The following is a 20,002-nucleotide window of genomic DNA, read 5'->3' on the forward strand; positions in this document are numbered from 1 at the left end:
GCGGTTTCAGGCGCGGCCGCAGGCGGCTAATTGCGCGCGGTACATGACGGACCGCTGCGCGACATTTCCAGCGACGCGCATCAGCCACGGCTTCGCCCGGTAGGACCCTCGTGCAAAACCCGACCGACCTTCGTGGTAGGCAAGATATTGTCCGCCTGCGTCCAGCTTCGAAATTCCCAGCGAGCGGGCAGAGCCGTTCATGTACCATCCCATGAAATCGGTCGCGTCGCGGATGTTGTCGCGTTTGGCACGGCGATTGCCCGTCTCGCGCCGGTATTCGTCCCATGTCCCGTCAAGGGCCTGACTGTAGCCGTAGGCCGAGGACTGACGGCCGATCGGGATCACGCCGAGGGCGTATTGATGCGGCGTGCGAGCGTCACCGATGAATTTCGATTCCTGATGGATCGTGGCCATCTGAACGTGCACGGGCACGCCCCAACGCCGCTCGGTCGTCTTCATCGCACGCAGATAGGCCGGACGTTCCGCCACGATCGCGCAGGCGTTTTCCAGATCGCGCGGTGCGGAATAGTTGCCGCCGCCGCAAGACGCGACCAGACCAACGATCGCCAGTTTCAGAAACCTGTTCATGCTGCCCCCGCTTTTATTTTTCCAGCATTCTACGGGAAATGCGCGGAAGGTGGAATCACGAAAGGCTCAGCAACCGGGGCTTGCGGGACCGCGACGGTGTTCCGCCCGTCAGACCGACTGGACGGCGGCGACGGCACGGCTCCACCGGTCGTAAAGTTCGTCGCGCGTGTCGTCATTCATCTGCGGCTCCAACCGCTTGTCGAGGCGCCAGGCCTTGCCGAATTCGTCCGGCCCCGGACACAGGCCGGCGCGGTAGCCGGCCAGCCACGCCGCGCCCTGCGCCGTGGTTTCGGTGTTTGCAGGCCGATCGACCGGCGCGCCCAGGATGTCGGCCAGAAATTGCATTGCCGGCTCGCTTGCCGTCATGCCGCCATCGACGCGCAGGACGGTATCGCCCGCTTCGGGCCAGTCGGCGCGCATCGCCTGCCACAGATCGCGCGTCTGGAAGCCCACGCTTTCCAGCGCGGCGCGTGCGAATTCTGCGGGGCCGGTGTTGCGCGTCAGGCCGAAGACAGCGCCGCGCGCGTTCGGGTCCCAATGCGGCGCACCAAGGCCGGTGAAGGCCGGGACCATGATGATCCGCTGGCTGTCATCGGCCCTTTCGGACAGGGGCTGCGTCTCGGCCGCGTCGCGAATGATCTTCAACCCGTCGCGCAGCCATTGCACCACCGCGCCCGCGATGAAGATCGAGCCTTCCAGCGCGTACGTGGGCTTGCCGTCGAGCCGATAGGCAATCGTCGTCAGCATCCGGTTGTCGGAGCGGACCGCCGTTTCACCGGTGTTCAACAGCGCGAAGCAGCCGGTGCCGTAGGTGGATTTCATCATTCCGGGTCTGAAGCAGGCCTGGCCAACGGTCGCGGCCTGCTGATCGCCCGCAACACCCAAGATCGGGATCTCTCGCCCGAACAGGTCCGCACGCGTCATGCCGAACTCGGCCGCGCTGTCCAGAACCTCGGGGAGCATGGCGCGGGGAATGCCGAACAGCTTCAGCATGTCGTCCGACCAGTCGCCGCGCCGGATGTCATACAGCATCGTGCGGCTGGCATTGGTTGCGTCGGTGACATGTGCGGTGCCGCCGGTCAGCTTCCAGATCAGGTAGCTGTCCACCGTGCCGAAGGCCAGATCGCCCGCCTCGGCCCGCGCCCGCGCGCCTTCGACCTGGTCGAGGATCCAGCCGATCTTGGTCGCGCTGAAATAGGGATCGAGCAGCAGGCCGGTGATGTCGGTCACCTGATCCTCGACGCCGTCGGACTTCAGGCGCGCGCAGGTTTCGGCGGTGCGGCGGTCCTGCCAGACGATGGCGTTGTGGATGGGCTGGCCTGTCTTGCGGTCCCAGATCAGCGTGGTTTCGCGCTGATTGGTGATGCCAATGGCATCGATGCGGGGATTGCCAGCCTTCTCGATCGCAGCGCGGGCCGAGGCGGCGGTGGTCGTCCAGATGTCGTCGGCATCATGTTCGACCCAGCCCGATTGCGGGAAATGCTGGGGAAATTCCTGCTGGCCCTTGCCCTGAACCTCCAGGTCATCGCTGAAGATGAGCGCCCGCGACGATGTCGTTCCCTGGTCGATCGCCAAGATGGTCATGCCGCACCCCTCCCGTTCTGCGGGCGGCATCGGACCATGCGGGCGATGACCTGTCAATCGAACCGCGGCGGACGCGACGGCAGGCGGGCGGGGCCTTTTCAGCGCAGGGGCGGGCGGCGTATCCTGTCGCGAGCAAAGGGGGAAAACATCATGTCGGACATCGTCATCCTGTCGGGCGCGCGCACGGCCATCGGGACCTTCGGGGGCAGCCTCGCCTCGGTCCCGCCGATCGATCTGGCCGCGACGGTCACGCGAGCGGCGATTGAGCGTGCTGGAATTTCGCCCGAACAGGTGGGGACGGTCGTCTTCGGCCATGTCATCAACACCGAGCCGCGCGACATGTATCTGAGCCGGGTGGCGATGCTGGATGCTGGCGTTCCCGACACGGTGCCCGCGATGAACGTTAACCGGCTGTGCGGGTCGGGGGCGCAGGCCATCGTCTCGGCCGTGCAGGCGCTGCAACTGGGCGATGCGGATTTCGCGGTCGCGGGGGGGGCCGAAAGCATGAGCCGCGCGCCTTATACGGTGCCGTCCGCGCGCTTCGGCGCGAAGATGGGCGACGTGAAGATGCTCGACATGATGACAGGTGCGCTGACCTGCCCGATGGGCACCGGCCACATGGGCGTGACGGCGGAAAACGTGGCTGCCGAGAGCCAGATCACACGACAGCAGCAGGACGAATTTGCGCTGGAATCTCAACGGCGTGCGGCGACGGCGATCGGTGAAGGGCGGTTCGCCGAGCAGATCGTGCCGGTCGAGATTTCCAGCCGCAAGGGAGCGGTGATGTTTGAGGTGGACGAGCATCCGAAAGACACGAGCTTGGAAAAGCTGGGCGGCTTGAAGGCGGTCTTCCAGAAGGACGGGACGGTCACTGCGGGCAATGCCAGCGGAATCAATGACGGCGCGGCGGCGCTGGTGCTGGCACGGGCCGAGGCGGCCGAGGCCGCAGGGGTGAGCCCGCGCGCGAAGGTGCTGGGCTATGCGGTCGCGGGCGTGGCGCCGCGGGTGATGGGCAACGGACCGATCCCGGCTGTCCGCAAGCTGATGGAGAAGACCGGCCTGCGGGCCGAGGATTTCGATGTCATTGAAAGCAATGAAGCTTTTGCGGCGCAGGCGCTGGCGGTCAGCAAGGAGATGGGCTTCGATCCGGCCAAGGTGAACCCGAATGGCGGCGCGATCGCGCTGGGCCATCCGGTCGGCGCGACGGGTGCGATCCTGACCGTGAAGGCGCTGTACGAGCTGGAGCGGACGGGCGGGTCGAAGGCGCTGATCACGATGTGCATCGGGGGCGGACAGGGCATCGCCATCGCCATCGAGCGGGTCTGATCCGTTAACGGATTCTAGCGGCAACATCAGCGTACGCTGGGGCGCAACAGCGCAACACCGAGAGCCGCGCTTTGCCCAGCGTTTGCTGCCTTTGCGGAGTCACAGCCCGTACACCGCGCGTACACAGGCTGTACACACCCTGTACACTGGCGGCGAGCGTGCGGTTCAGGAAGCGTAAAGGATTCCCGGCTGCGCCGGAATGCCTCTGGCGGGGATATTTGTGTAAAGGTGAAAGGGCTTAAGGGCCCGGCGACAGGGTCGTGGGCGTTGCGCGCTTTCCGGGGTGAGGAGGGGTGAGAGGTGATGGCGGGACGTTACGACGCCCGGCCCGCGAACGTGTCAGACCTGCCGATGCTGCGGGTCTGGATCGCCGCGCCGCATATCGCGCGATGGTGGGGCGAGGACGATCCCTTCAGTGCCGACGAACTGGGCGATCCGCAGTTCCGCCCGTGGATCGTGAGCCTCGACGGCCAGCCGTTCGCCTATCTTCAGGATTACGAGGTCGGCGCGTGGCCGGGGCATCATTTCGGGCACCTGCCCGCTGGCGCGCGGGGGATCGACCAGTTCATTGGCGTGCCCGAGATGATCGGCAAGGGTCACGGCACGCTTTTCATCGCGCAGCATCGCGACGCGCTGTTCGCCGCCGGTGCACCGGTCATCGCGACCGATCCGCATCCCGACAATGCCCACGCGATCGCGGTCTATCGCAAACACGGCTTCGTCGAGACAGGCGCGCCGCGCCAAAGCGATTGGGGAATCATCCTGCCCATGGAAGCGCGAAGACAAGGCCCGTAAGCCCTACCGCGCGCGGCGAAAGGCCGAGGAAACGCTGCGGGGCCGTGATGGCCCCGCAGCTTTGCTGTCTTATGTGCCGTCGCCTCAGCGGGCGAGACCGACCTGTTCGGTCGTCAACACGCCGAAATCGTTGCCCCACTGGTTGCGGATGTAGGTTCCGATTTCTGCGATGTCGTTGTCGCTGAGCTGATCACCGAAAGCGGGCATGTAGCCGAAGCCGTGAACGACCGTCCGCGCGACGTATTCGGGGTCCGCGAGGTTCTGATTCTCGGCCAGCACCGCTGCGGCATCGCTGCGCCCGGCAGGTCCATGGCAGGTGGAGCAGGTTTCGACATATTTCGGGGCGCCCAATGCGGCCACGTCCGAGATGTTGGCTTCCTCGGTTACGGATGCCGCTTCCTCTTCGCCATCCTTGCCGGTGGCGGGATCTTCCCATTCCTGCGGCGCTTCGTTCGCGGCATTGTTGGCGGCCTGTGTTTCTTCCAGCGTGGTATTGTCGGAAGCGAAGCCGACGCCGCCGCCATCCTCACCATAGGTGAACATCAGGATCGCACCCGGATTGTGCAGGACCGAGGTGTTCAGACCTTCACCGAACTTCTGCGCGACCGAACCGAAATCGTCGGTCGCGATCAGCACGGTGCGGTTGTCGGGGGCGACGATAACGTCGCGATAGCGGTTCTGGGTGGAAAGCCAGGCCACGGGTTCGCCTTCGGCCTGCTGACCATCCTCGCTGAGCGGCTGGACGTAGAGCGTGCCGTGTTTCAGCGTCGAGATCAGCACGGAATTGCCCCATTCCGCGATGCCATCCTCGCCCGCCTGATAGGGCAGGATGGACGACGGCGCGATGGTCGGGTCGCAGATGTAGCCGCAGATCTGCCCGATCGGGTAATCGTCCTCGACCGTCCAGAAGGTCTGGAGCGGTTCGACCATATCACCCTCGAATTCGCTTTCGGGGAACTGCGGAACGCTGTCGGGGATCGGTTCGGCGTTCAGATCGGTGCCCTCGGGCGCCTCGCTCCAGTTGGCATAGAGATAGGCCTGATCGTCGATATAGCCCGCTACGCGGGGCCAGCCGTAATTACCGCCCGCCCGGATGATGTTCAGCTCATCATCGGTGGCGGGGCCGTGTTCGGCCTCATAAAGCGTGCCGTTCGGACCGAAGGCGAGGCCCTGCGGATTGCGGTGGCCATAGCTGTAGATGTGGCTTTGGACGCCCTCGATTTCTGGATTGTCGTCGGGGATCGAACCGTCGAGGTTCAGACGCAGAATCTTGCCGGAATAGGTTCGCCAGTTCTGGTCCGCGACCTCATCGGCGGTCGGCAGCACCTGGGCGAGATTGGGACGGCGCTGGTTGCGACCGAAATTCGCGCCCTGTTCGCCGATCGAGTAATAGATTTTCTGGTCGGGGCCGAAGACGACGCGGCCCGCATTGTGGTCGTTCCAGGCCGGCAGCCCCTCGATCAGCACGGTGGGTTCGGTGAGCTGCTGTAGACTCTGGTCGTAGGTGTAGCGCATGATCTGAGCCGACGGGTCGGGCTCTTCGGCGGTGCCGTTGTTGATCGTGTAGCTGAGATAGACGTAGTCGTTGCCGGTTCCCTGCATCAGTTCGGGATGCAGCGCGAGACCCAGCAGCCCTTCGTGCTGGGGCCCGGTATAGACATCATCAATCGTCAGCAGGACCTGCTGCGCGCCGGTGACCGGATCGACACGGGTCACTTCGCCGCTGGTGCGTTCGGTCAGCCAGATCATGTCATCGGGACCCCACCGCATCGCCCACGGATTGCTGAGATCTGTCGTCAACACGCGCGATGCGAAAAGCGCGTTGTCACCCGTCTCGATCTCGGTCGGGATCACCTGCGCCATGGCGAGGCTTGTGCCAAGCGCGAGGGCGGCGGTCGCAGTTGCGGCAGTCTTGAGCGATGTCCGGGCTATCCTCGCCCGCGAGGTTATCCGATGAGGCATGGGATGACTTTCTGCTGGATTGTCGGTGAGACGCGCGGATCGGGGTCCGATGCGCCGCTACCCTTTGCCAACAGGGGACCGGGACGAAAGTTCCAGACTATTCGCCGCGCGGGAAGCGCTGGTTCTCTTCCAGCACGTTCAGGTCCATGTGGTTGCGCATGTAGCGTTCGGATGCGCGTTCCAGCGGCTGATGGTCCCACGGGTAGTAGGCGCCGTTCCTGAGCGCCTCGTACACGATCCAGCGGCGGGCCTGGCTGGCGCGGACCTCTGCATCGTAGGCGGGCATGTCCCAGCGTTCGGCGGCCATCGCGCGGAAATGGTCCAACGTGTCTGCATGGGCCGGGTCGGTGGCGAGATTGGTGCGTTCGCCCGGATCGGCGTCCAGATCGTAGAGCTGTTCGGGATCGACGGGGCAGGCGATGTATTTCCACCGCCCCTGGCGCAGGCCGACGATGGGCGCGATCGAGCCTTCGGCGGCGTATTCCATCGGCACCGCGCCGCGGTCGGCCGTCCCGTTCGCCAGCGAATGGCCGTCGGTCCAGGGCGCGATCTCGGCCATCGAGATGCCGGCCAGATCGCAGAGCGTGGGCAGAAGGTCGATGGTGGAGACCGGATCGCGCACCAGGCCCGGGGCAAGGCCGGGCGCCGCGATCATCATCGGCACGCGGGCTGACGGGTCGAAGAAGGACATCTTGAACCACATGCCCCGGTCGCCCAGCATCTCGCCGTGATCGGACACGACGACGATGATCGCCTGCTGGCGGGTGCGGTCGAGGACGTCGAGGATCTCGGCGAATTTCTGGTCGATGTAGCTGATATTGGCGAAGTAGCCCTGGCGGGCGCGGCGGATGTGGTCGTCGGTGATGTCGAAGGCGCGCCAGTCGCAGGCATCCATCAGGCGCTGCGAATGGGGGTCCATCTGCGCATAGGGAATGGCCGGCGGCGCGGCCAGTTCCGGGGCGTCATCGTAGAGATCCCACAGCCTGCGGCGGGCGACGAACGGGTCGTGCGGATGGGTGAAGCTGACGGTCAGGCACCAAGGTCGCGCGTCGTAGCCGCGCGACAGGTCGTAGAGCTTGCGGCAGGCGTTGTAGGCGACCTCGTCGTCGTATTCGTACTGGTTGGTGATCTCGGCCACGCCGGCGCCGGTGACCGAGCCGAGGTTGTGATACCACCAGTCGATCCGCTCGCCCGGTTTGCGCCAGTCGGGGGTCCAGCCGAAATCGGCGGGATAGATGTCGGTGGTCAGCCGGGATTCGAAGCCGTGAAGCTGGTCGGGCCCGACGAAGTGCATCTTGCCCGAGAGGCAGGTCTGGTAGCCCGCGCGGCGCAGGTGATGGGCATAGGTCGGGATGTCCGACGCGAATTCGGCGGCGTTGTCATAGACACGCGTGCGGCGCGGCAGCTGGCCCGACATGAAGCTGGCGCGGCCCGGCGCACACAGGGGACTGCCGGTATAGGCGTTGGCGTAGCGGGTCGAGCGTTCGGCCAGGCGTTTCAGCGTCGGGGCGTGGAGAAAATCGGCGGGACCGTCGGGGAAGAGCACGCCCGAAAGCTGGTCGGCCATCAGGATCAGGATGTTCGGGGCGGGCATGGAATCCTCGGGTCAGGGCATTCCGGCGCAGCCTAGCGCCGTGGCCTCGCGGCGCAAGACGGCTCAGCGGTTGGCGAGGTCCCGCGGCGCGCCGATGTGGCGGCCGGATATTTCGACGATCAGCTTGCGCTTCACCGCGTCGGCGAAGCTCTGGTCGCTGTCGGCCGTCACCAGGAACGCGCCGTTCCCGCCGATCAGCCGGTCCTGGTATTCCTGTTCCAGGTTCGGTCCTGCCGGACGACCGGAACAGGGATCGAGGCAGAGGACCGGCAGCCCGTTGATGGTGATTCCGGCGGCGAGGACATATTCGCGCGCAGCCTCGATCGAGGGGCCGCCCATGTTGCGCAGGCTGTCGCTGGAAAAATCGATGACCTTGCGCCAGCCGTCGATCTCATTCCCCTCGATCAGGTCGGCGCCCTGCATCAGCGCCGCGCCGATCACGTTGCCACCGTAGGCGCGCCGCGGGGCCTGCGACAGCGCGTCGGCGAAGGCCTGCGCCTCGGCCTGGTTCGAGATCGTGGTCCAAGGGACCACGACATCGGTGTTGGCGGCGAATTCCAGATAGGTGACGGCGATGCTGCCATAGGCGGTGTTGCCGATTGCGGCCAGCACCTCGGGCGAGGTCAGGGCGCTGGCATAGCCGCCCCGCTGCATCTGAAGCTCAACCGGGTCGATCGAACCGGATGCGTCGGTGATCAGGACCAGTTCCAGATCGACGTCCTGCGCGGCGGCGGGCAGGGCCAGCAGCGCGGACAGGATCAGGGCGGAAACGGTCAGGATCGGGCGCATCGCGGACTCCGGCGTTGGGGGCGAGGCGAGTTGAAAATGAAACGGGCCGCCCAGATCAGACGGCCCGCGAGTTCCACGGAGATGGTCCGGTTAGGGATGGATAGAACCCGTCCGGTCCCAATCAGGGTTTTACGACCCAAAGGGCTGCCCTCAGGCCACGGCCCCCCTGACTGTTCCGACACCTCTCTCCAATATCACTCTCGACACTGGACCACCTCCTTTCAAAATGTTGCCGTTGTAGTAAGGGAAGCGTGCCACAGTTTGAGACCCTGTCAATCAGATTTGTCGTGAGCGCCGCAACAAGTGGTTAACGATCAGGCGAAATGGCACTAGGGATAGCAGCGCCAGGCCGAGTTTGACCATCCAGTCGGCAAGCGCGAGCGACGTCCACAGGGGCAGCGCCGGCCCGGAACCCAGAAGCGGCACGCTTTCGTTCGCCCAGCCGGTGTTGGCGTCGGCGGGCAGGAACGCCGCGAAGGCGATGCCGAAGAACAGAACCGTATCGACGGCCGAGCCGATCAGCGTCGAGCCGAGCGGCGCCTGCCACCACCCGCGCGCGGCCCGCAGCCGGTCGAAGACGGCAACGTCGAGCATCTGCGCCGTCAGGAAGGCCGCGCCCGAGGCGATAGCGATGCGCAAGGTCGTCGCGTCGAATCCCGCCGCGATCAGCGAGCAGATCACGCCGACGACGAAACCCGCCGCGACGACGCGGCGTGCGTCGCGGGCGCCGTGAACGCGGTTGGTGACGTCGGTGACGAGGAAGGCGATCGGGTAAGTGAACGCACCCCAGGTCAGCCAGTCGCCCAGCAGAATCTGGACGAGGATGTTCGAGGCCACGACGACGGCGGCCATGGCAAGGATGCCGGGCAGGAGACGGGTCATATCAGGGTTTCCGTTTTGACAAGGTAGCGGAGAACTTGGTGTCCCGAGGGTGGGACGGTGCGGGTGGGTAGGATGGAGTGGGGGTGGGAGTCAATGTGGGGGGATGTGCGCCGGACGAATGGCGGCATTGAGGCCATAGCTGCCACGCAGCTATGTGTGATATTGCGCCACCATGAAGAAATACGGTCGCACTTTTCATCTGCCGATTTCACCCGGTGCCACCAGCGACGACAAGATCATGTCCTCGCTGAATGGACTGATGGTGGAAGACCTCGTCGTCACCGAGAAGATGGACGGCGAGAATACGACCATTCACGCTGGCGGCTCACATGCGCGCAGCCCAGACAGTCGTTACCATCCTTCACGGGACTGGCTCAAAGCGTTCTCGGCCGGGATCTCACCTTATCTGGCAGAGGGCGAACGAATTATTGGTGAGAACCTATATGCTCGTCATTCTGTCGCCTATGAGTCGCTGCCCTCATACTTTCTCGGGTTCGCCTGGATCGTCGGCGATGAAATCCAGACGTGGGATTTGACGCAGGCACGCTTCGAGGAACTGGGCATCCGACCTGTTCCGACGCTCTATCGTGGCTCTTACCATCCTAGTCTGTTTATCGACTTGGCGCAGACGCTCGACCTGACGAAACAAGAAGGTTTTGTCGCGAGGACCGCCGACTCGTTCGGGGAAAGCGACATGCCAAGTCGGGTAGGGAAATACGTCAGGAAAGGGCACGTTCAGTCACAAACCCATTGGATGCAGGCTGAACTCATTCCAAATCGCCTCGCTGAAGATTAACGACGGCTTCGTCCGCATCGCCGACCTTCCTCACTCCCGCACCCGATACTCCACCAGTTCCGTCCGCTGCACGAACAGGAAATTGTCGTCCGAGATCATCGTGATCCTCAGGCCTAGGCCGTCGTCCCAGACGGAGATCCCCTCGAGGTTGTCGTATTGCAGGGGGGAGGTGGAGAGAAGTTCCTCGCCCGTCAGGATCGTGTCGGTGGTCGCGTCCGATATGTCGAAGCGGCGGACGCGGGACTGGAAGCCGAGGACGCCGCGGAAGTCGCGCTCCAGCAGATACAGCATGCCGTCGGGGCCGAAATCGGCGCCGGTGGGCAGCCAGCGGCCCTGACGCTCGATCTGGAAGGGGACGTCCCAGACCTGCGCCTCGGGATCGTAGCGCAGGACCGGATAGGGGCGGGTCTGCTGTCCGGATCGTTCGGGGACGGCCAGCAGCGTGCCGTCGCCCGCGATCGCCAGCGCCTCCATCCCCGAATTGACCTGCAATTCGGCCAGGACCGGCGGGCGTGGGATGCGGCGGGCCGGGCTGTCGGGCGTGTCGTAGGCGGCGAGGCGGTCCAACCCCTCGAACGTGATCCAGATCGTGCCGTCATCGGCGATCGCCAGCCCCTCGCTGTCGCCCAACCGGCCCGGGGGCAGTTCGCTGCCGCGGCTGTCCTTGAGATGCGCGCGCCCGGCGAGGGAAAGGCCGCGGATGCGGCCCGCATTGTCGCGCTGGATGCTGCCCCAATAGATCCAGGCGCGGTCGGAGATCGCGTGGAACGAAGCACCGTCCGCGCTGATCTCGATCCCCGAGAAACCGCCGAAATCGGGGTCCTCCATGTCCGATGTCCAGACATGGGTGCCCACATGCTCGACCACCGGCGCGCCCGCGACCGGCGCCGTGCAGGCGGCGAGGGCGATCAGCGCGGCGGCGAGCGGTCTCAGCGTGCGGTGCCGATGACCTGGCATTGCTGCGGCATTTCGGCCAGCCGGAAGGTCCGGGGATGGCGGTAGTTCGGGTCGCCTTCACCCCGCGGACGCGACGAGGGGTTGGCGCGGTAGGCGAGTTCCTGGCGGGCGGAATTGCAGCCGTTGTCGTTGCCGGACAAGTCCGCCACCGGCGGGGCCTGATCGTAGCAGCCGCGGTTGCCAGCGGGGCAGTTCAGGCGGACATGGAAGTGATAGTCGTGGCCCCCCAACGGGCGCAGTTTCTGCAGCCACGAGCCGCGATCGCCGTTCATGTCGCACATCGCGACCTTGATGGCGGCGTCCAGAAAGATGCGATCGACGCGCGGGTCCATCGCGGCGGACTGGATGATCGCTGCGTGCGAGCCGGTGAAGTTGCTGTTCACCGACAGCCCGTTGCCCGCGACGACGCTGATCGAGGACAGGCTCTCGCGTTCCTGCGGGGACAGGTTCAACCGTGAGGGCGGCAGCATCCAGATATCGGCGTCGAGACCGAGCTGGTGGCTGGCATGGCCTGTCATCATCGGGCCGCCGCGCGGCTGGCTCATGTCGCCGATATAGAGACCCCGCCAGCCCATCTGCGTCGCGGCGCGCGACAGGCCGACGAGGAAATTGACCAGCTCGGGGTGGCCCCAGTTGCGGTTGCGCGACAGGCGCATCGCCTGCCATGTCGGGCCGCTTTCGGGCAATTGCACGCCGCCGTTGAAGCAGCCCTTGGAATACGTGCCGACGGCGACGGGATTGCCGCCGGTGGGGCCGGGCACGCGGCCGAACACGTCCTTGGCCAATGGCGATTGCGCGGATGCCGGGATCGCCAGGCTGGCGATGGTGGCGGCGGTGACGAGGATTTTGCGGATCACTGCTCGGGTTCTCCCTCTGGTTTCACCCAGAGTAACAGCACCAGCGAGAGAAGAAAGATCACGATCAGCGGAGAGATGCCAAGCCGCTGGTTGCCGGTCAGGTCAGTCGTGACCGCGATCAGCAGCGGCGCGAGGAAGGCGGTGGCCTTGCCCGACAGCGCATAGAGGCCGAAGCCCTCCGTCGCGCGCGCCTCTGTCGTGTGGCGGACCATCAGCGTGCGACTGGACGCCTGGAGCGCGCCGCCCGCCCCGCCGATCAGCGCGCCGCACAGGAAGAACAGCGCGTCGGGCACGCGGGATCCGGCGGCGAGCGGTACGCCGAAGAGGCTGGTGCGATCCATGCTGACGACGATGCAGCAGACCAGCGTCAGGACCAGCGTGCAGGCGACGATGACCGGCATCGGGCCGAAGCGACGGTCGGCGCGGCCGCCGATCCAGGACAGGATCGCGGCCGAGATCGCCGAGACGACGCCGAACACGCCCGCCAGAAAGACCGGCCAGCCCAGAACGGTGCCGGCGTAGACGCCGCCGAACCCGTAGAGCGCGTTCAGCGCGTCGCGCGACAGCATCGACGACAAAAGCCAGTTTCGCAGGCTGGCACGATGGCCGAGGCTGGCGATCAGTCGCCAGAGGTCGCGCAGCGCCGGGCCAAGGCGCACCGGGCGCCGTTCGAGGCGCGGTTCCCGGACCCACAGGAAGAACGGGATCATGAACAGGATGTACCAGAGCGCGGTGAAAGGCCCGACGAAGCGCGTGCCCTCGCGCAGTTCCGGATCGAGGCCGAAGATCGGCGGGATGCCCAGAAGCGTGTCGCCCCGTGGCGTTTCCGCAAACAGCAGCAGCATGATCGCCAGAGAGACGACGCCGCCCACATAGCCGAAGGCGTAGCCGGTGCCGGAAATGCGCCCGATTTCGTCCCTGGGGGCGAGGCCGGGCAGCAGCGCGTTGGTGAAGATGGTGGCGAATTCCATGCCGATCATGCCGATGCCGAAACAGGTGACGGCCAGGATCAGCGGGGGCTGGCTGGGGGTCAGGAACCAGAGCCCGGCGGACCCCGCGACATAGAAGGCCGAGAACAGCCAAATCCACACCATCCGCCGTCCCGACGTATCCGCGAGCGCGCCGAGGATCGGGGCAAAGACGGCGATGACGATTCCGGTGATCGACAGCCCGTAGCCCCACAGGCTTTGTGCGCGGGCACCGGCGATCGTCGCGCTGTCGCCGATGGCGATGAAGTTGGTCTTGGCGACTTCGGCGAAGTAGATCGAGAAGATGAAGGTCAGAAGCAGGGTCGCGAAGGGCTGGCTGGCCCAGTCGAAGAACCACCAACCCCAGATGCGCTTGCGGTCCATCTTGCCCCCCTTGCCGGGCTTTGCCCGTCTTCGCGCCATAAGGCCCAAGCGGGCACCCGCTGACAATCGCTTTTCGAGCGGCGATCAGGCGCAGACCGGCCTGTTGTCTAGGCGGCTGAAGGGGCGTTGAGCGCTTCCTGTGCTTCGGGTGGCAGGAACGGCGGCCAGGGGCGCTCGGCGTCGGCGGCGATCCAGGCCTGTACCCAGGCGGGCAGTTCGGGGCTTTCATGCGCGAGGCCAAGCGCCGCCATGACCTCGTGCGGCGCGACGATCCCGTTCTTCGATGTGACAGCGGACCGGATCAGCATGTGGTTGCAGCATTCACCGTCCCTCCACATCGACTGCTCCATATAGACGAAGCGGTGATCCCAGCCGATCACCCGCGAGACCATCGAGAAGCGGTCGAAGGCCCGGATGCGCCGGCGGTAGCGAACCGAATTGCCGGCGACGGTGATGCCCCATCCCTTCGCGCGCAGGATCCTGACCAGACCGGTTCGCGAAGCGAGCGGGATCCGTCCCAGATCGTACAATGTCAGCGTACGACCGTTGTTCAGCTCGATCCACGGATCGAGGTCCCACGGCCAGCAGCGATGGGTCGACACATGCGCATCGAGCGGCCCGAGGGCCGAGGCGCTGCGGAACTTGATCATTTCCTTGGCAAAGCGGACGAAGGGATACATGGAACCTGCCTTTCGCCCGCCCGCTTCGCGCGCAGACCGGGCGGCGTCAAGCGGGACCCGGCGGCAGTCCTGTCGGAGGCCATCGGCGGGAAGCATTGCGCCGGCAGGCGCCCAAGCATTGCGCCCGCGGGCGGGGTGCACTACGAAAGGCGCGATTTTTCCAGAGGATGACGGGCAGGCAAATGGCGCTGGATATGAACGGACGAAAGCCGGTCGTGGGGATGGTCGGATGGCGCGGCATGGTCGGATCCGTGCTGATGGACCGGATGCGGGACGAAGCCGATTTCGACCTGATCGAACCGGTGTTCTTTTCCACCTCGAACGCGGGCGGCAAAGCGCCGATGGGCGAGACGCCGCTGGCCGACGCGCATGATCTGGAAGCGCTGAAACGCTGCGACGTGATCCTGACATGTCAGGGCGGCGACTACACGGGAGAGGTCTTTGCCAAGCTGCGTGCGGACGGCTGGGACGGGCACTGGATCGATGCGGCATCGACCCTGCGGATGGAAAAGGACGCGCTGATCGTTCTGGATCCGGTGAACCGCCCCGGCATCGACCGCGCGCTGGCGGCGGGAAATCGCACCTGGGTGGGCGGCAACTGCACCGTCAGCTGCATGCTGATGGGTGTCGGTGCGCTTTACAAGGCGGGGCTGGTCGACTGGATGGTGACGCAGACCTACCAGGCGGCCTCGGGCGGCGGTGCGCAGCACATGCGCGAGTTGCTGACGCAGTATGGCGCCCTGAACGAAGCGGTTCGCCCGCTGCTGGACGATCCGAAATCCGCCATCCTCGACATCGATCGCGGCGTCATCGCGCGCCAGCGCGAGATGGACGGCAGCGAGGAATCCAAGCAGTTCGGCGCGGTGCTGGGCGGCAGCCTGATCCCGTGGATCGACAAGGATCTGGGTGACGGGACCAGCAAGGAAGAATGGAAGGGCATGGCCGAGACGAACAAGATCCTCGGCCTTGGCCCCGATGCGGTCGGCGGCAGCAACGATGCGGCGGTGCCGATCGACGGGTTCTGCGTGCGCGTGGGCGCGATGCGCTGCCATTCGCAGGCGCTGTCCTTCAAGCTGAAGCGCGACGTGCCCCTGGACGAGATCGAGGCGATGATCGCCGAAGACAACGATTGGGTGCGCGTCGTTCCGAACGAGAAGGAGGCGACGATGCGCGATCTGACGCCCGTCGCCGTCACCGGCACGATGACGATCCCGGTCGGACGCATCCGCAAGCTGGCGATGGGTCCCGATCATCTGGGCGCCTTCACCATCGGCGACCAGCTGCTTTGGGGCGCGGCCGAGCCGCTGCGCCGCATGCTGCGCATCCTGATCGAAGCCTGAAGGAGCCCGCCAGATGGGAACGCTGTACGAAGTCCTGATGCTGCTGCTGGGCGTGTTCTGGTGGATCATGATCATCCACATCATCATGTCGTGGCTGATCAACTTTCAGGTGCTGAACCTTCGCCAGCCGATCGTGGCGCAGGTCTGGGACGGGCTGAACCGCCTGCTTGAGCCGATCTATCGCCCGATCCGCAACGTTCTGCCGGATACGGGCGGCCTGGATCTGGCGCCGCTGGTCGTGTTCATCATCCTGATCATCCTGCGCACGGCGCTCGCCAACAACGCCGGCTTCTTCTACGGAATGTGATGCCCGCTGACCTGCTGCGCGCGGTCTGGGGTTTCGACGGATTCCGCCCCGGACAGCAGGAGATCGTCGAGGCGGTGGCCGCAGGTCATGACGTGCTGGCGATCATGCCGACCGGTGGTGGCAAGTCCCTGTGCTTCCAGTTGCCCGCGCTGATGCGCGAGGGCGTGACGGTGGTGATCTCGCCCCTGATCGCGCTGATGCGGGACCAGGTCCGCGCCTTGCGGGCGGCTGGCGTCGAGGCGGGCGCGCTGACCAGCGGCAACACCGAGGCCGAGACGGATGCGGTGTTCCAGGCGCTGGGCGACGGCCGGCTGAAGATCCTCTACATGGCGCCGGAACGGCTGGCCTCGGGCGGGACGGTCAACCTGCTGAGGCGCGCGGGCGTCACCGCGATCGCGGTGGACGAGGCGCATTGCGTCAGCCAGTGGGGCCACGATTTTCGCCCCGACTACCTGCGCATTGGCGAGCTGAAGCGCACTTTGGGCGTGCCGCTCGCGGCGTTCACCGCGACCGCGGACGCGGAGACGCAGGCCGAGATCGTGACGCGGCTGTTCGACGGGCGGCCGCCCGAGACCTTCCTGCGCGGCTTCGACCGGCCGAACATCCGGCTTGCCTTTCAGCCGAAGGACGGGCCACGGCGCCAGATCCTCGATTTCGCGCGGGCGCGGCGCGGACAGTCGGGCATCCTCTACTGCGCCAGCCGCGCGCGGACCGAGACGCTGGCCGCGGCCCTGATGGCCGAGGGGCTGGAGGCCGTCGCCTATCACGGCGGGATGGAGGCCGATCAGCGTCGCCACGTGGAGGCCCGGTTCCAGCAGGAGGACGGGCTGATCGTGGTCGCGACGATCGCCTTCGGCATGGGGATCGACAAGCCCGACATCCGCTGGGTCGCCCATGCGGACCTGCCGAAATCGATCGAGGCGTATTACCAAGAGATCGGCCGCGCCGGCCGCGACGGCGATCCCGCCGAGACGCTGTGCCTATACGGTCCAGACGATATCCGGCTGCGGCGGACGCAGATCGACGAGGGTCTGGCGGAAAACGCCCGCAAGGAGGCCGATCACGGCCGGCTGAACGCGCTTCTGGGTCTGGCCGAGGCGACAGGCTGCCGCAGGCGCGCTCTGCTGGCCTATTTCGGAGAGGAGATGGTTGAGGATTGCGGCAATTGCGACATCTGCGCCAGCCCGCCCAAGCTGTTCGACGCGACGCAGGCGGTGCAGAAGGCGCTGTCGGCGATGCTGCGCACGGGCGAGTGGTTCGGGGCAGGCCATTTGATCGACGTGCTGACCGGCAACGCGACGGAAAAGGTGCGAGCGCGGGGCCATGACCAGCTGCCGACCTTCGGCGTCGGGCAGGATCTGGCGCGCGGACAGTGGCAGGCGATCTTCCGGCAGATGATGGGCCGCGATCTGTGCCGCCCCGATCCTGACCGGCACGGTGCGCTGCACCTGACGCAGGCCGCGCATCCCGTGCTGAAAGGCGAGACTCAGGTCGTTCTGCGCCACGATCCCGCCGCGCGCACCAAGTCGGCGAATGTCCTGCGCACACAGGTGGCGGAAGAGGACGAACCGCTGTTGTCCGCCTTGAAGGCCAAGCGGCGGGCGCTGGCCGAGGCGCAGCGCGTTCCGGCCTATGTCGTCTTTCCTGACCGCACACTGATCGAGATGGCCGAGCGGCGCCCGCAGGATCTGGACGAGATGGCGGGGATCGCGGGCGTCGGTGCCAAGAAGCTGGACAGCTATGGCCGCGCGTTTCTGGAAGTGATCGCAGGCGATGTGCCCGACATGCATCCCGCGCGCATGAAGCTGGCGGGTCGCCCCGCCGGCGCGCTGTTCGATCGGTTGACCGAAACGCAGATTCGGCTGATGCGGGGCGAGAACGGCACCGAAAAGCCGCTGTCGTGTTCGACGTCCCAACTTCGCCGCATCGCCGAGGCGCGGCCGGGTGATCGCGATGCGCTGGCCCGCCATCTTGATGCGCCGCGGCTCGACCGCTTCGGCGACGCCTTCCTTGACGAGATCGCGGCAGCCGGCTGAGCCGGCTTCATCGACGCAATAGGTGGGTGGTCGGGGAACAATGCGCGTCGATTTGCCGTTGGGCCGAAAATGAACTGGAGACAAAGATGTTCAAATTCGCCGGCGGCATGGTCCTTCTCATCTTCCTGATCGGTCTCGCGGTCGTCATCGGCGTCCTGAAATTGCTGTTCTAGAATGGCGTCGGGCATCACGTCGATGTCATCCGTTCGCGCGTAACGGGCAATCGGCGCGGGACGTATGGTCAATCGAACGTGATGCGCGGGTCGACGACAGACAGCGTGTCTGTGTCATGATGCGCATGCGCGCGCCCGTGTTCCGAAGGAGAGGACGATGAAGCTCAACTGGTCCGACGTCACGCCCAAGGCGATCTATCTGAACCGCCGGTCGTTCATGGCGGGGGCTGCAGCGCTCGCCGCTGGCTCAGCCGCGATGCCCGCTTTTGCACTAAGCGGAAAGGCATCGCCCCTCTCGACGGACGAGGAGCCGAACACGTTCGAGGAGATCACGAACTACAACAACTTCTACGAGTTCGGCACCGGCAAGGAGGATCCGGCACGCAATGCCGGTGCCCTGACGACCGACCCGTGGTCGGTGGAGATCGGCGGGCTGGTCGACAAACCCGGGAGCTATTCCGTCGCCGATCTGGCGCCCGAAAACGAGTTGGAAGAACGGATCTACCGGCTGCGCTGTGTCGAGGCATGGTCGATGGTGATCCCGTGGCTGGGTGTGTCGCTTGCCTCTGTCCTCAACAAGGTCGGAGTTCAGCCCGGCGCCAAATTCGTGGCGTTCGAGACGCTGGTTCGCCCCGAAGAAATGCCGGGCGTACAGCGCGCGATCCTCGACTGGCCCTATCGTGAGGGGCTGCGGATCGATGAGGCGATGCATCCGCTCACGATTCTTGCGACCGGCCTTTACGATCAGGTCATGCCGAACCAGAACGGCGCACCGATCCGACTGGTCGTGCCGTGGAAATATGGCTTCAAGTCGATCAAGTCGATCGTGAAGATCACGCTGACCGACCAGGAGCCCGCGGCGACCTGGAAGATGATGCAGAGCTCGGAATACGGGTTCTATGCAAACGTGAACCCCAATGTCAGCCATCCGCGCTGGAGCCAGGCCACCGAACGGCGCATCGGTGCGGGCCTGTTCGGCGGCCGCCAGGACACGCTGATGTTCAACGGCTACGGCGATCAGGTAGCCTCGCTCTACGAAGGCATGGACCTGGCGAAGAACTACTGATGGAGCGCGCGCTGAACCGTTACGCCCGGATGGTTCCCGTCTGGGCGGTCTGGCTGGGGGGCATGATCCCCCTAGCGCTGCTGGTCTTCGACACGCTGACCAATCGGCTGGGCATCGATCCGGTTCGCGATATCGAACATCGCCTGGGTCGGACCGCGCTGTATTTCCTGATCGCGACCCTTCTGGTCACGCCGGTTCTGCGATTGACGCGGGTCAATCTGATCCGATTTCGCCGGGCGCTGGGTCTGATCACCTTCACCTACGCGGTTCTGCACGTCGCGGCGTGGATCGGCTTCGACATGGGGTTGGTTTGGAGCCAGATGCTGCGTGACGTCGTCAAGCGGCCATACCTGATCTTCGGGATGGTGGCCTTCGTGATCCTGATCGCGCTCGCGGTGACGTCCAACAACGCCTCGATCCGCAAGATGGGTTCGGGCGGATGGCGGCGGCTGCACAAGCTGATCTACATCGCCGCACCGGTCGCGGCGCTGCACTGGCTGTGGGCGCTGAAGGTCTGGGAAGTAAAACCGCTCGCGATTCTGGCGGTGATTCTGGCGCTGCTGGCCTTGCGCGTGGTCGTTCCGCGGCCTCTTGGACGGAAACCGGCGCGCGCCTGACATAAATTCGTCATGAAAGTCAGCGGCTTGAGGGAAATCTTGCCGCGAAGGGAAATTTTGCGGATTTTTTCGCTTGCGGCCCCGCGGCCCAGCCCCTAGATACCGCTTCACCGAAGGCGGGAACGCTGAAGGGAACGGACGGAAGCGGCGCTGAGGCGACAGGGAAGTTCGAAAATTCTGGGGATTTGATGACCGGTTGGGGCGTCTGGAGATTGACGCATCATCCGTGATTTTGGTTCCTCTGCTTTTTGACATTGATGATTTGATGAAGGGATATGCGGGCGGTTTTGTCGTATTCGAC

At 65.4% G+C, this 20,002-nt stretch carries 19 protein-coding genes; 9 read left to right on the forward strand and 10 right to left on the reverse strand.

From position 1 onward, the window contains the following. Positions 1-6: 6 nt before the first annotated feature. The gene (locus MLD63_RS03410) at positions 7-588 is read right to left on the reverse strand and encodes a transglycosylase SLT domain-containing protein (RefSeq protein WP_255328437.1); all 582 of its coding nucleotides are present in this window, start codon (positions 586-588) and stop codon (positions 7-9) included. 108 nt (positions 589-696) lie between these two features. After that, positions 697-2,172 (reverse strand): glycerol kinase GlpK, encoded by a 1,476-nt coding sequence (glpK, locus tag MLD63_RS03415; protein WP_255328438.1) that lies wholly within the window; start codon positions 2,170-2,172, stop codon positions 697-699. A gap of 150 nt (positions 2,173-2,322) precedes the next feature. Between glpK and MLD63_RS03420 the strand changes: the two genes are divergently transcribed. Together MLD63_RS03420 and MLD63_RS03425 are read left to right on the forward strand one after the other, a co-directional pair. Next, positions 2,323-3,498, forward strand: coding sequence for an acetyl-CoA C-acyltransferase family protein (locus tag MLD63_RS03420; RefSeq protein WP_255328439.1), 1,176 nt, complete (start codon positions 2,323-2,325; stop codon positions 3,496-3,498). Between the two features lie 303 nt (positions 3,499-3,801). Then, positions 3,802-4,293, forward strand: coding sequence for a GNAT family N-acetyltransferase (locus MLD63_RS03425; RefSeq protein WP_255328440.1), 492 nt, complete (start codon positions 3,802-3,804; stop codon positions 4,291-4,293). Between the two features lie 84 nt (positions 4,294-4,377). Here the strand turns inward: MLD63_RS03425 and MLD63_RS03430 are convergent, their stop codons facing one another. From MLD63_RS03430 to MLD63_RS03445, 4 genes are all read right to left on the reverse strand, one after another. Then, positions 4,378-6,156 (reverse strand): glucose/sorbosone family PQQ-dependent dehydrogenase, encoded by a 1,779-nt coding sequence (locus MLD63_RS03430; RefSeq protein ID WP_255328442.1) that lies wholly within the window; start codon positions 6,154-6,156, stop codon positions 4,378-4,380. Positions 6,157-6,352: 196 nt separating this feature from the next. Further along, positions 6,353-7,849: a choline-sulfatase gene (betC, locus tag MLD63_RS03435; protein WP_255328443.1), complete on the reverse strand. Its 1,497-nt coding sequence runs from the start codon at positions 7,847-7,849 to the stop codon at positions 6,353-6,355. Positions 7,850-7,912: 63 nt separating this feature from the next. Beyond that, positions 7,913-8,638 carry a DUF1194 domain-containing protein gene (locus MLD63_RS03440; protein ID WP_255328444.1) on the reverse strand — a complete coding sequence of 242 codons (726 nt, stop codon included), beginning with the start codon at positions 8,636-8,638 and terminating at the stop codon, positions 7,913-7,915. Positions 8,639-8,914: 276 nt separating this feature from the next. Continuing rightward, positions 8,915-9,520 (reverse strand): queuosine precursor transporter, encoded by a 606-nt coding sequence (locus MLD63_RS03445; protein ID WP_255328445.1) that lies wholly within the window; start codon positions 9,518-9,520, stop codon positions 8,915-8,917. Positions 9,521-9,692: 172 nt separating this feature from the next. Here MLD63_RS03445 and MLD63_RS03450 point away from each other — a divergent pair, with 172 nt between their 5' ends. Beyond that, entirely contained in the window at positions 9,693-10,316 is a 624-nt protein-coding gene (locus MLD63_RS03450) for an RNA ligase family protein (RefSeq protein ID WP_255328446.1), read from the forward strand. A gap of 30 nt (positions 10,317-10,346) precedes the next feature. Here the strand turns inward: MLD63_RS03450 and MLD63_RS03455 are convergent, their stop codons facing one another. From MLD63_RS03455 to MLD63_RS03470, 4 genes are all read right to left on the reverse strand, one after another. Then, complete coding sequence (locus MLD63_RS03455) at positions 10,347-11,273, reverse strand: esterase-like activity of phytase family protein (protein WP_255328447.1); 927 nt, start codon at positions 11,271-11,273, stop codon at positions 10,347-10,349. Further along, positions 11,246-12,130, reverse strand: a complete 885-nt coding sequence (gene mepA, locus MLD63_RS03460; protein WP_255328448.1) for a penicillin-insensitive murein endopeptidase — start codon at positions 12,128-12,130, stop codon at positions 11,246-11,248. Before mepA ends, MLD63_RS03455 begins: the two co-directional genes overlap by 28 nt. Further along, positions 12,127-13,482, reverse strand: coding sequence for an MFS transporter (locus MLD63_RS03465; protein ID WP_255328449.1), 1,356 nt, complete (start codon positions 13,480-13,482; stop codon positions 12,127-12,129). The genes mepA and MLD63_RS03465 overlap by 4 nt, the downstream gene beginning before the upstream one ends. Before the next feature lie 107 nt (positions 13,483-13,589). Further along, positions 13,590-14,162, reverse strand: a complete 573-nt coding sequence (locus tag MLD63_RS03470) for an acyl-CoA thioesterase (protein WP_255328450.1) — start codon at positions 14,160-14,162, stop codon at positions 13,590-13,592. 182 nt (positions 14,163-14,344) lie between these two features. Between MLD63_RS03470 and asd the strand changes: the two genes are divergently transcribed. The 6 genes from asd to msrQ all read left to right on the forward strand — a co-directional run bounded on the left by asd (position 14,345) and on the right by msrQ (position 19,701). Next, positions 14,345-15,502 carry an aspartate-semialdehyde dehydrogenase gene (gene asd, locus MLD63_RS03475; protein WP_255328451.1) on the forward strand — a complete coding sequence of 386 codons (1,158 nt, stop codon included), beginning with the start codon at positions 14,345-14,347 and terminating at the stop codon, positions 15,500-15,502. A 13-nt stretch (positions 15,503-15,515) separates the two neighbouring features. After that, positions 15,516-15,809 carry a YggT family protein gene (locus tag MLD63_RS03480; RefSeq protein WP_255328452.1) on the forward strand — a complete coding sequence of 98 codons (294 nt, stop codon included), beginning with the start codon at positions 15,516-15,518 and terminating at the stop codon, positions 15,807-15,809. Next, complete coding sequence (gene recQ, locus MLD63_RS03485) at positions 15,809-17,845, forward strand: DNA helicase RecQ (RefSeq protein ID WP_255328453.1); 2,037 nt, start codon at positions 15,809-15,811, stop codon at positions 17,843-17,845. The genes MLD63_RS03480 and recQ overlap by 1 nt, the downstream gene beginning before the upstream one ends. Before the next feature lie 86 nt (positions 17,846-17,931). After that, positions 17,932-18,018 carry a small membrane protein YohP gene (locus MLD63_RS18010; RefSeq protein ID WP_444875206.1) on the forward strand — a complete coding sequence of 29 codons (87 nt, stop codon included), beginning with the start codon at positions 17,932-17,934 and terminating at the stop codon, positions 18,016-18,018. A gap of 157 nt (positions 18,019-18,175) precedes the next feature. Then, positions 18,176-19,084: a protein-methionine-sulfoxide reductase catalytic subunit MsrP gene (gene msrP / locus MLD63_RS03490; RefSeq protein WP_255328454.1), complete on the forward strand. Its 909-nt coding sequence runs from the start codon at positions 18,176-18,178 to the stop codon at positions 19,082-19,084. Then, positions 19,084-19,701 carry a protein-methionine-sulfoxide reductase heme-binding subunit MsrQ gene (gene msrQ / locus MLD63_RS03495; RefSeq protein WP_255328455.1) on the forward strand — a complete coding sequence of 206 codons (618 nt, stop codon included), beginning with the start codon at positions 19,084-19,086 and terminating at the stop codon, positions 19,699-19,701. Before msrP ends, msrQ begins: the two co-directional genes overlap by 1 nt. The last annotated feature ends 301 nt before the right edge of the window (positions 19,702-20,002 follow it).

Origin of the sequence: Paracoccus albicereus, assembly GCF_024359525.1 — a bacterium.
GTDB lineage: Bacteria > Pseudomonadota > Alphaproteobacteria > Rhodobacterales > Rhodobacteraceae > Paracoccus > Paracoccus albicereus.

What these genes read in the sequence shown, in the direction of transcription:
- recQ (WP_255328453.1), top strand. Translation starts at nt 15,809, where the DNA reads ATGCCCGCTGACCTGCTGCGCGCGGTCTGGGGTTTCGACGGATTCCGC.
- MLD63_RS03440 (WP_255328444.1), bottom strand. Translation starts at nt 8,638, where the DNA reads ATGCGCCCGATCCTGACCGTTTCCGCCCTGATCCTGTCCGCGCTGCTG.
- MLD63_RS03455 (WP_255328447.1), bottom strand. Translation starts at nt 11,273, where the DNA reads ATGCCAGGTCATCGGCACCGCACGCTGAGACCGCTCGCCGCCGCGCTG.
- asd (WP_255328451.1), top strand. Translation starts at nt 14,345, where the DNA reads ATGGCGCTGGATATGAACGGACGAAAGCCGGTCGTGGGGATGGTCGGA.
- msrP (WP_255328454.1), top strand. Translation starts at nt 18,176, where the DNA reads ATGAAGCTCAACTGGTCCGACGTCACGCCCAAGGCGATCTATCTGAAC.
- betC (WP_255328443.1), bottom strand. Translation starts at nt 7,849, where the DNA reads ATGCCCGCCCCGAACATCCTGATCCTGATGGCCGACCAGCTTTCGGGC.
- MLD63_RS03420 (WP_255328439.1), top strand. Translation starts at nt 2,323, where the DNA reads ATGTCGGACATCGTCATCCTGTCGGGCGCGCGCACGGCCATCGGGACC.
- MLD63_RS03410 (WP_255328437.1), bottom strand. Translation starts at nt 588, where the DNA reads ATGAACAGGTTTCTGAAACTGGCGATCGTTGGTCTGGTCGCGTCTTGC.
- MLD63_RS03425 (WP_255328440.1), top strand. Translation starts at nt 3,802, where the DNA reads ATGGCGGGACGTTACGACGCCCGGCCCGCGAACGTGTCAGACCTGCCG.
- MLD63_RS03430 (WP_255328442.1), bottom strand. Translation starts at nt 6,156, where the DNA reads ATGGCGCAGGTGATCCCGACCGAGATCGAGACGGGTGACAACGCGCTT.
- MLD63_RS03465 (WP_255328449.1), bottom strand. Translation starts at nt 13,482, where the DNA reads ATGGACCGCAAGCGCATCTGGGGTTGGTGGTTCTTCGACTGGGCCAGC.
- MLD63_RS03450 (WP_255328446.1), top strand. Translation starts at nt 9,693, where the DNA reads ATGAAGAAATACGGTCGCACTTTTCATCTGCCGATTTCACCCGGTGCC.
- msrQ (WP_255328455.1), top strand. Translation starts at nt 19,084, where the DNA reads ATGGAGCGCGCGCTGAACCGTTACGCCCGGATGGTTCCCGTCTGGGCG.
- MLD63_RS03480 (WP_255328452.1), top strand. Translation starts at nt 15,516, where the DNA reads ATGGGAACGCTGTACGAAGTCCTGATGCTGCTGCTGGGCGTGTTCTGG.
- glpK (WP_255328438.1), bottom strand. Translation starts at nt 2,172, where the DNA reads ATGACCATCTTGGCGATCGACCAGGGAACGACATCGTCGCGGGCGCTC.
- MLD63_RS03470 (WP_255328450.1), bottom strand. Translation starts at nt 14,162, where the DNA reads ATGTATCCCTTCGTCCGCTTTGCCAAGGAAATGATCAAGTTCCGCAGC.
- MLD63_RS03445 (WP_255328445.1), bottom strand. Translation starts at nt 9,520, where the DNA reads ATGACCCGTCTCCTGCCCGGCATCCTTGCCATGGCCGCCGTCGTCGTG.
- MLD63_RS18010 (WP_444875206.1), top strand. Translation starts at nt 17,932, where the DNA reads ATGTTCAAATTCGCCGGCGGCATGGTCCTTCTCATCTTCCTGATCGGT.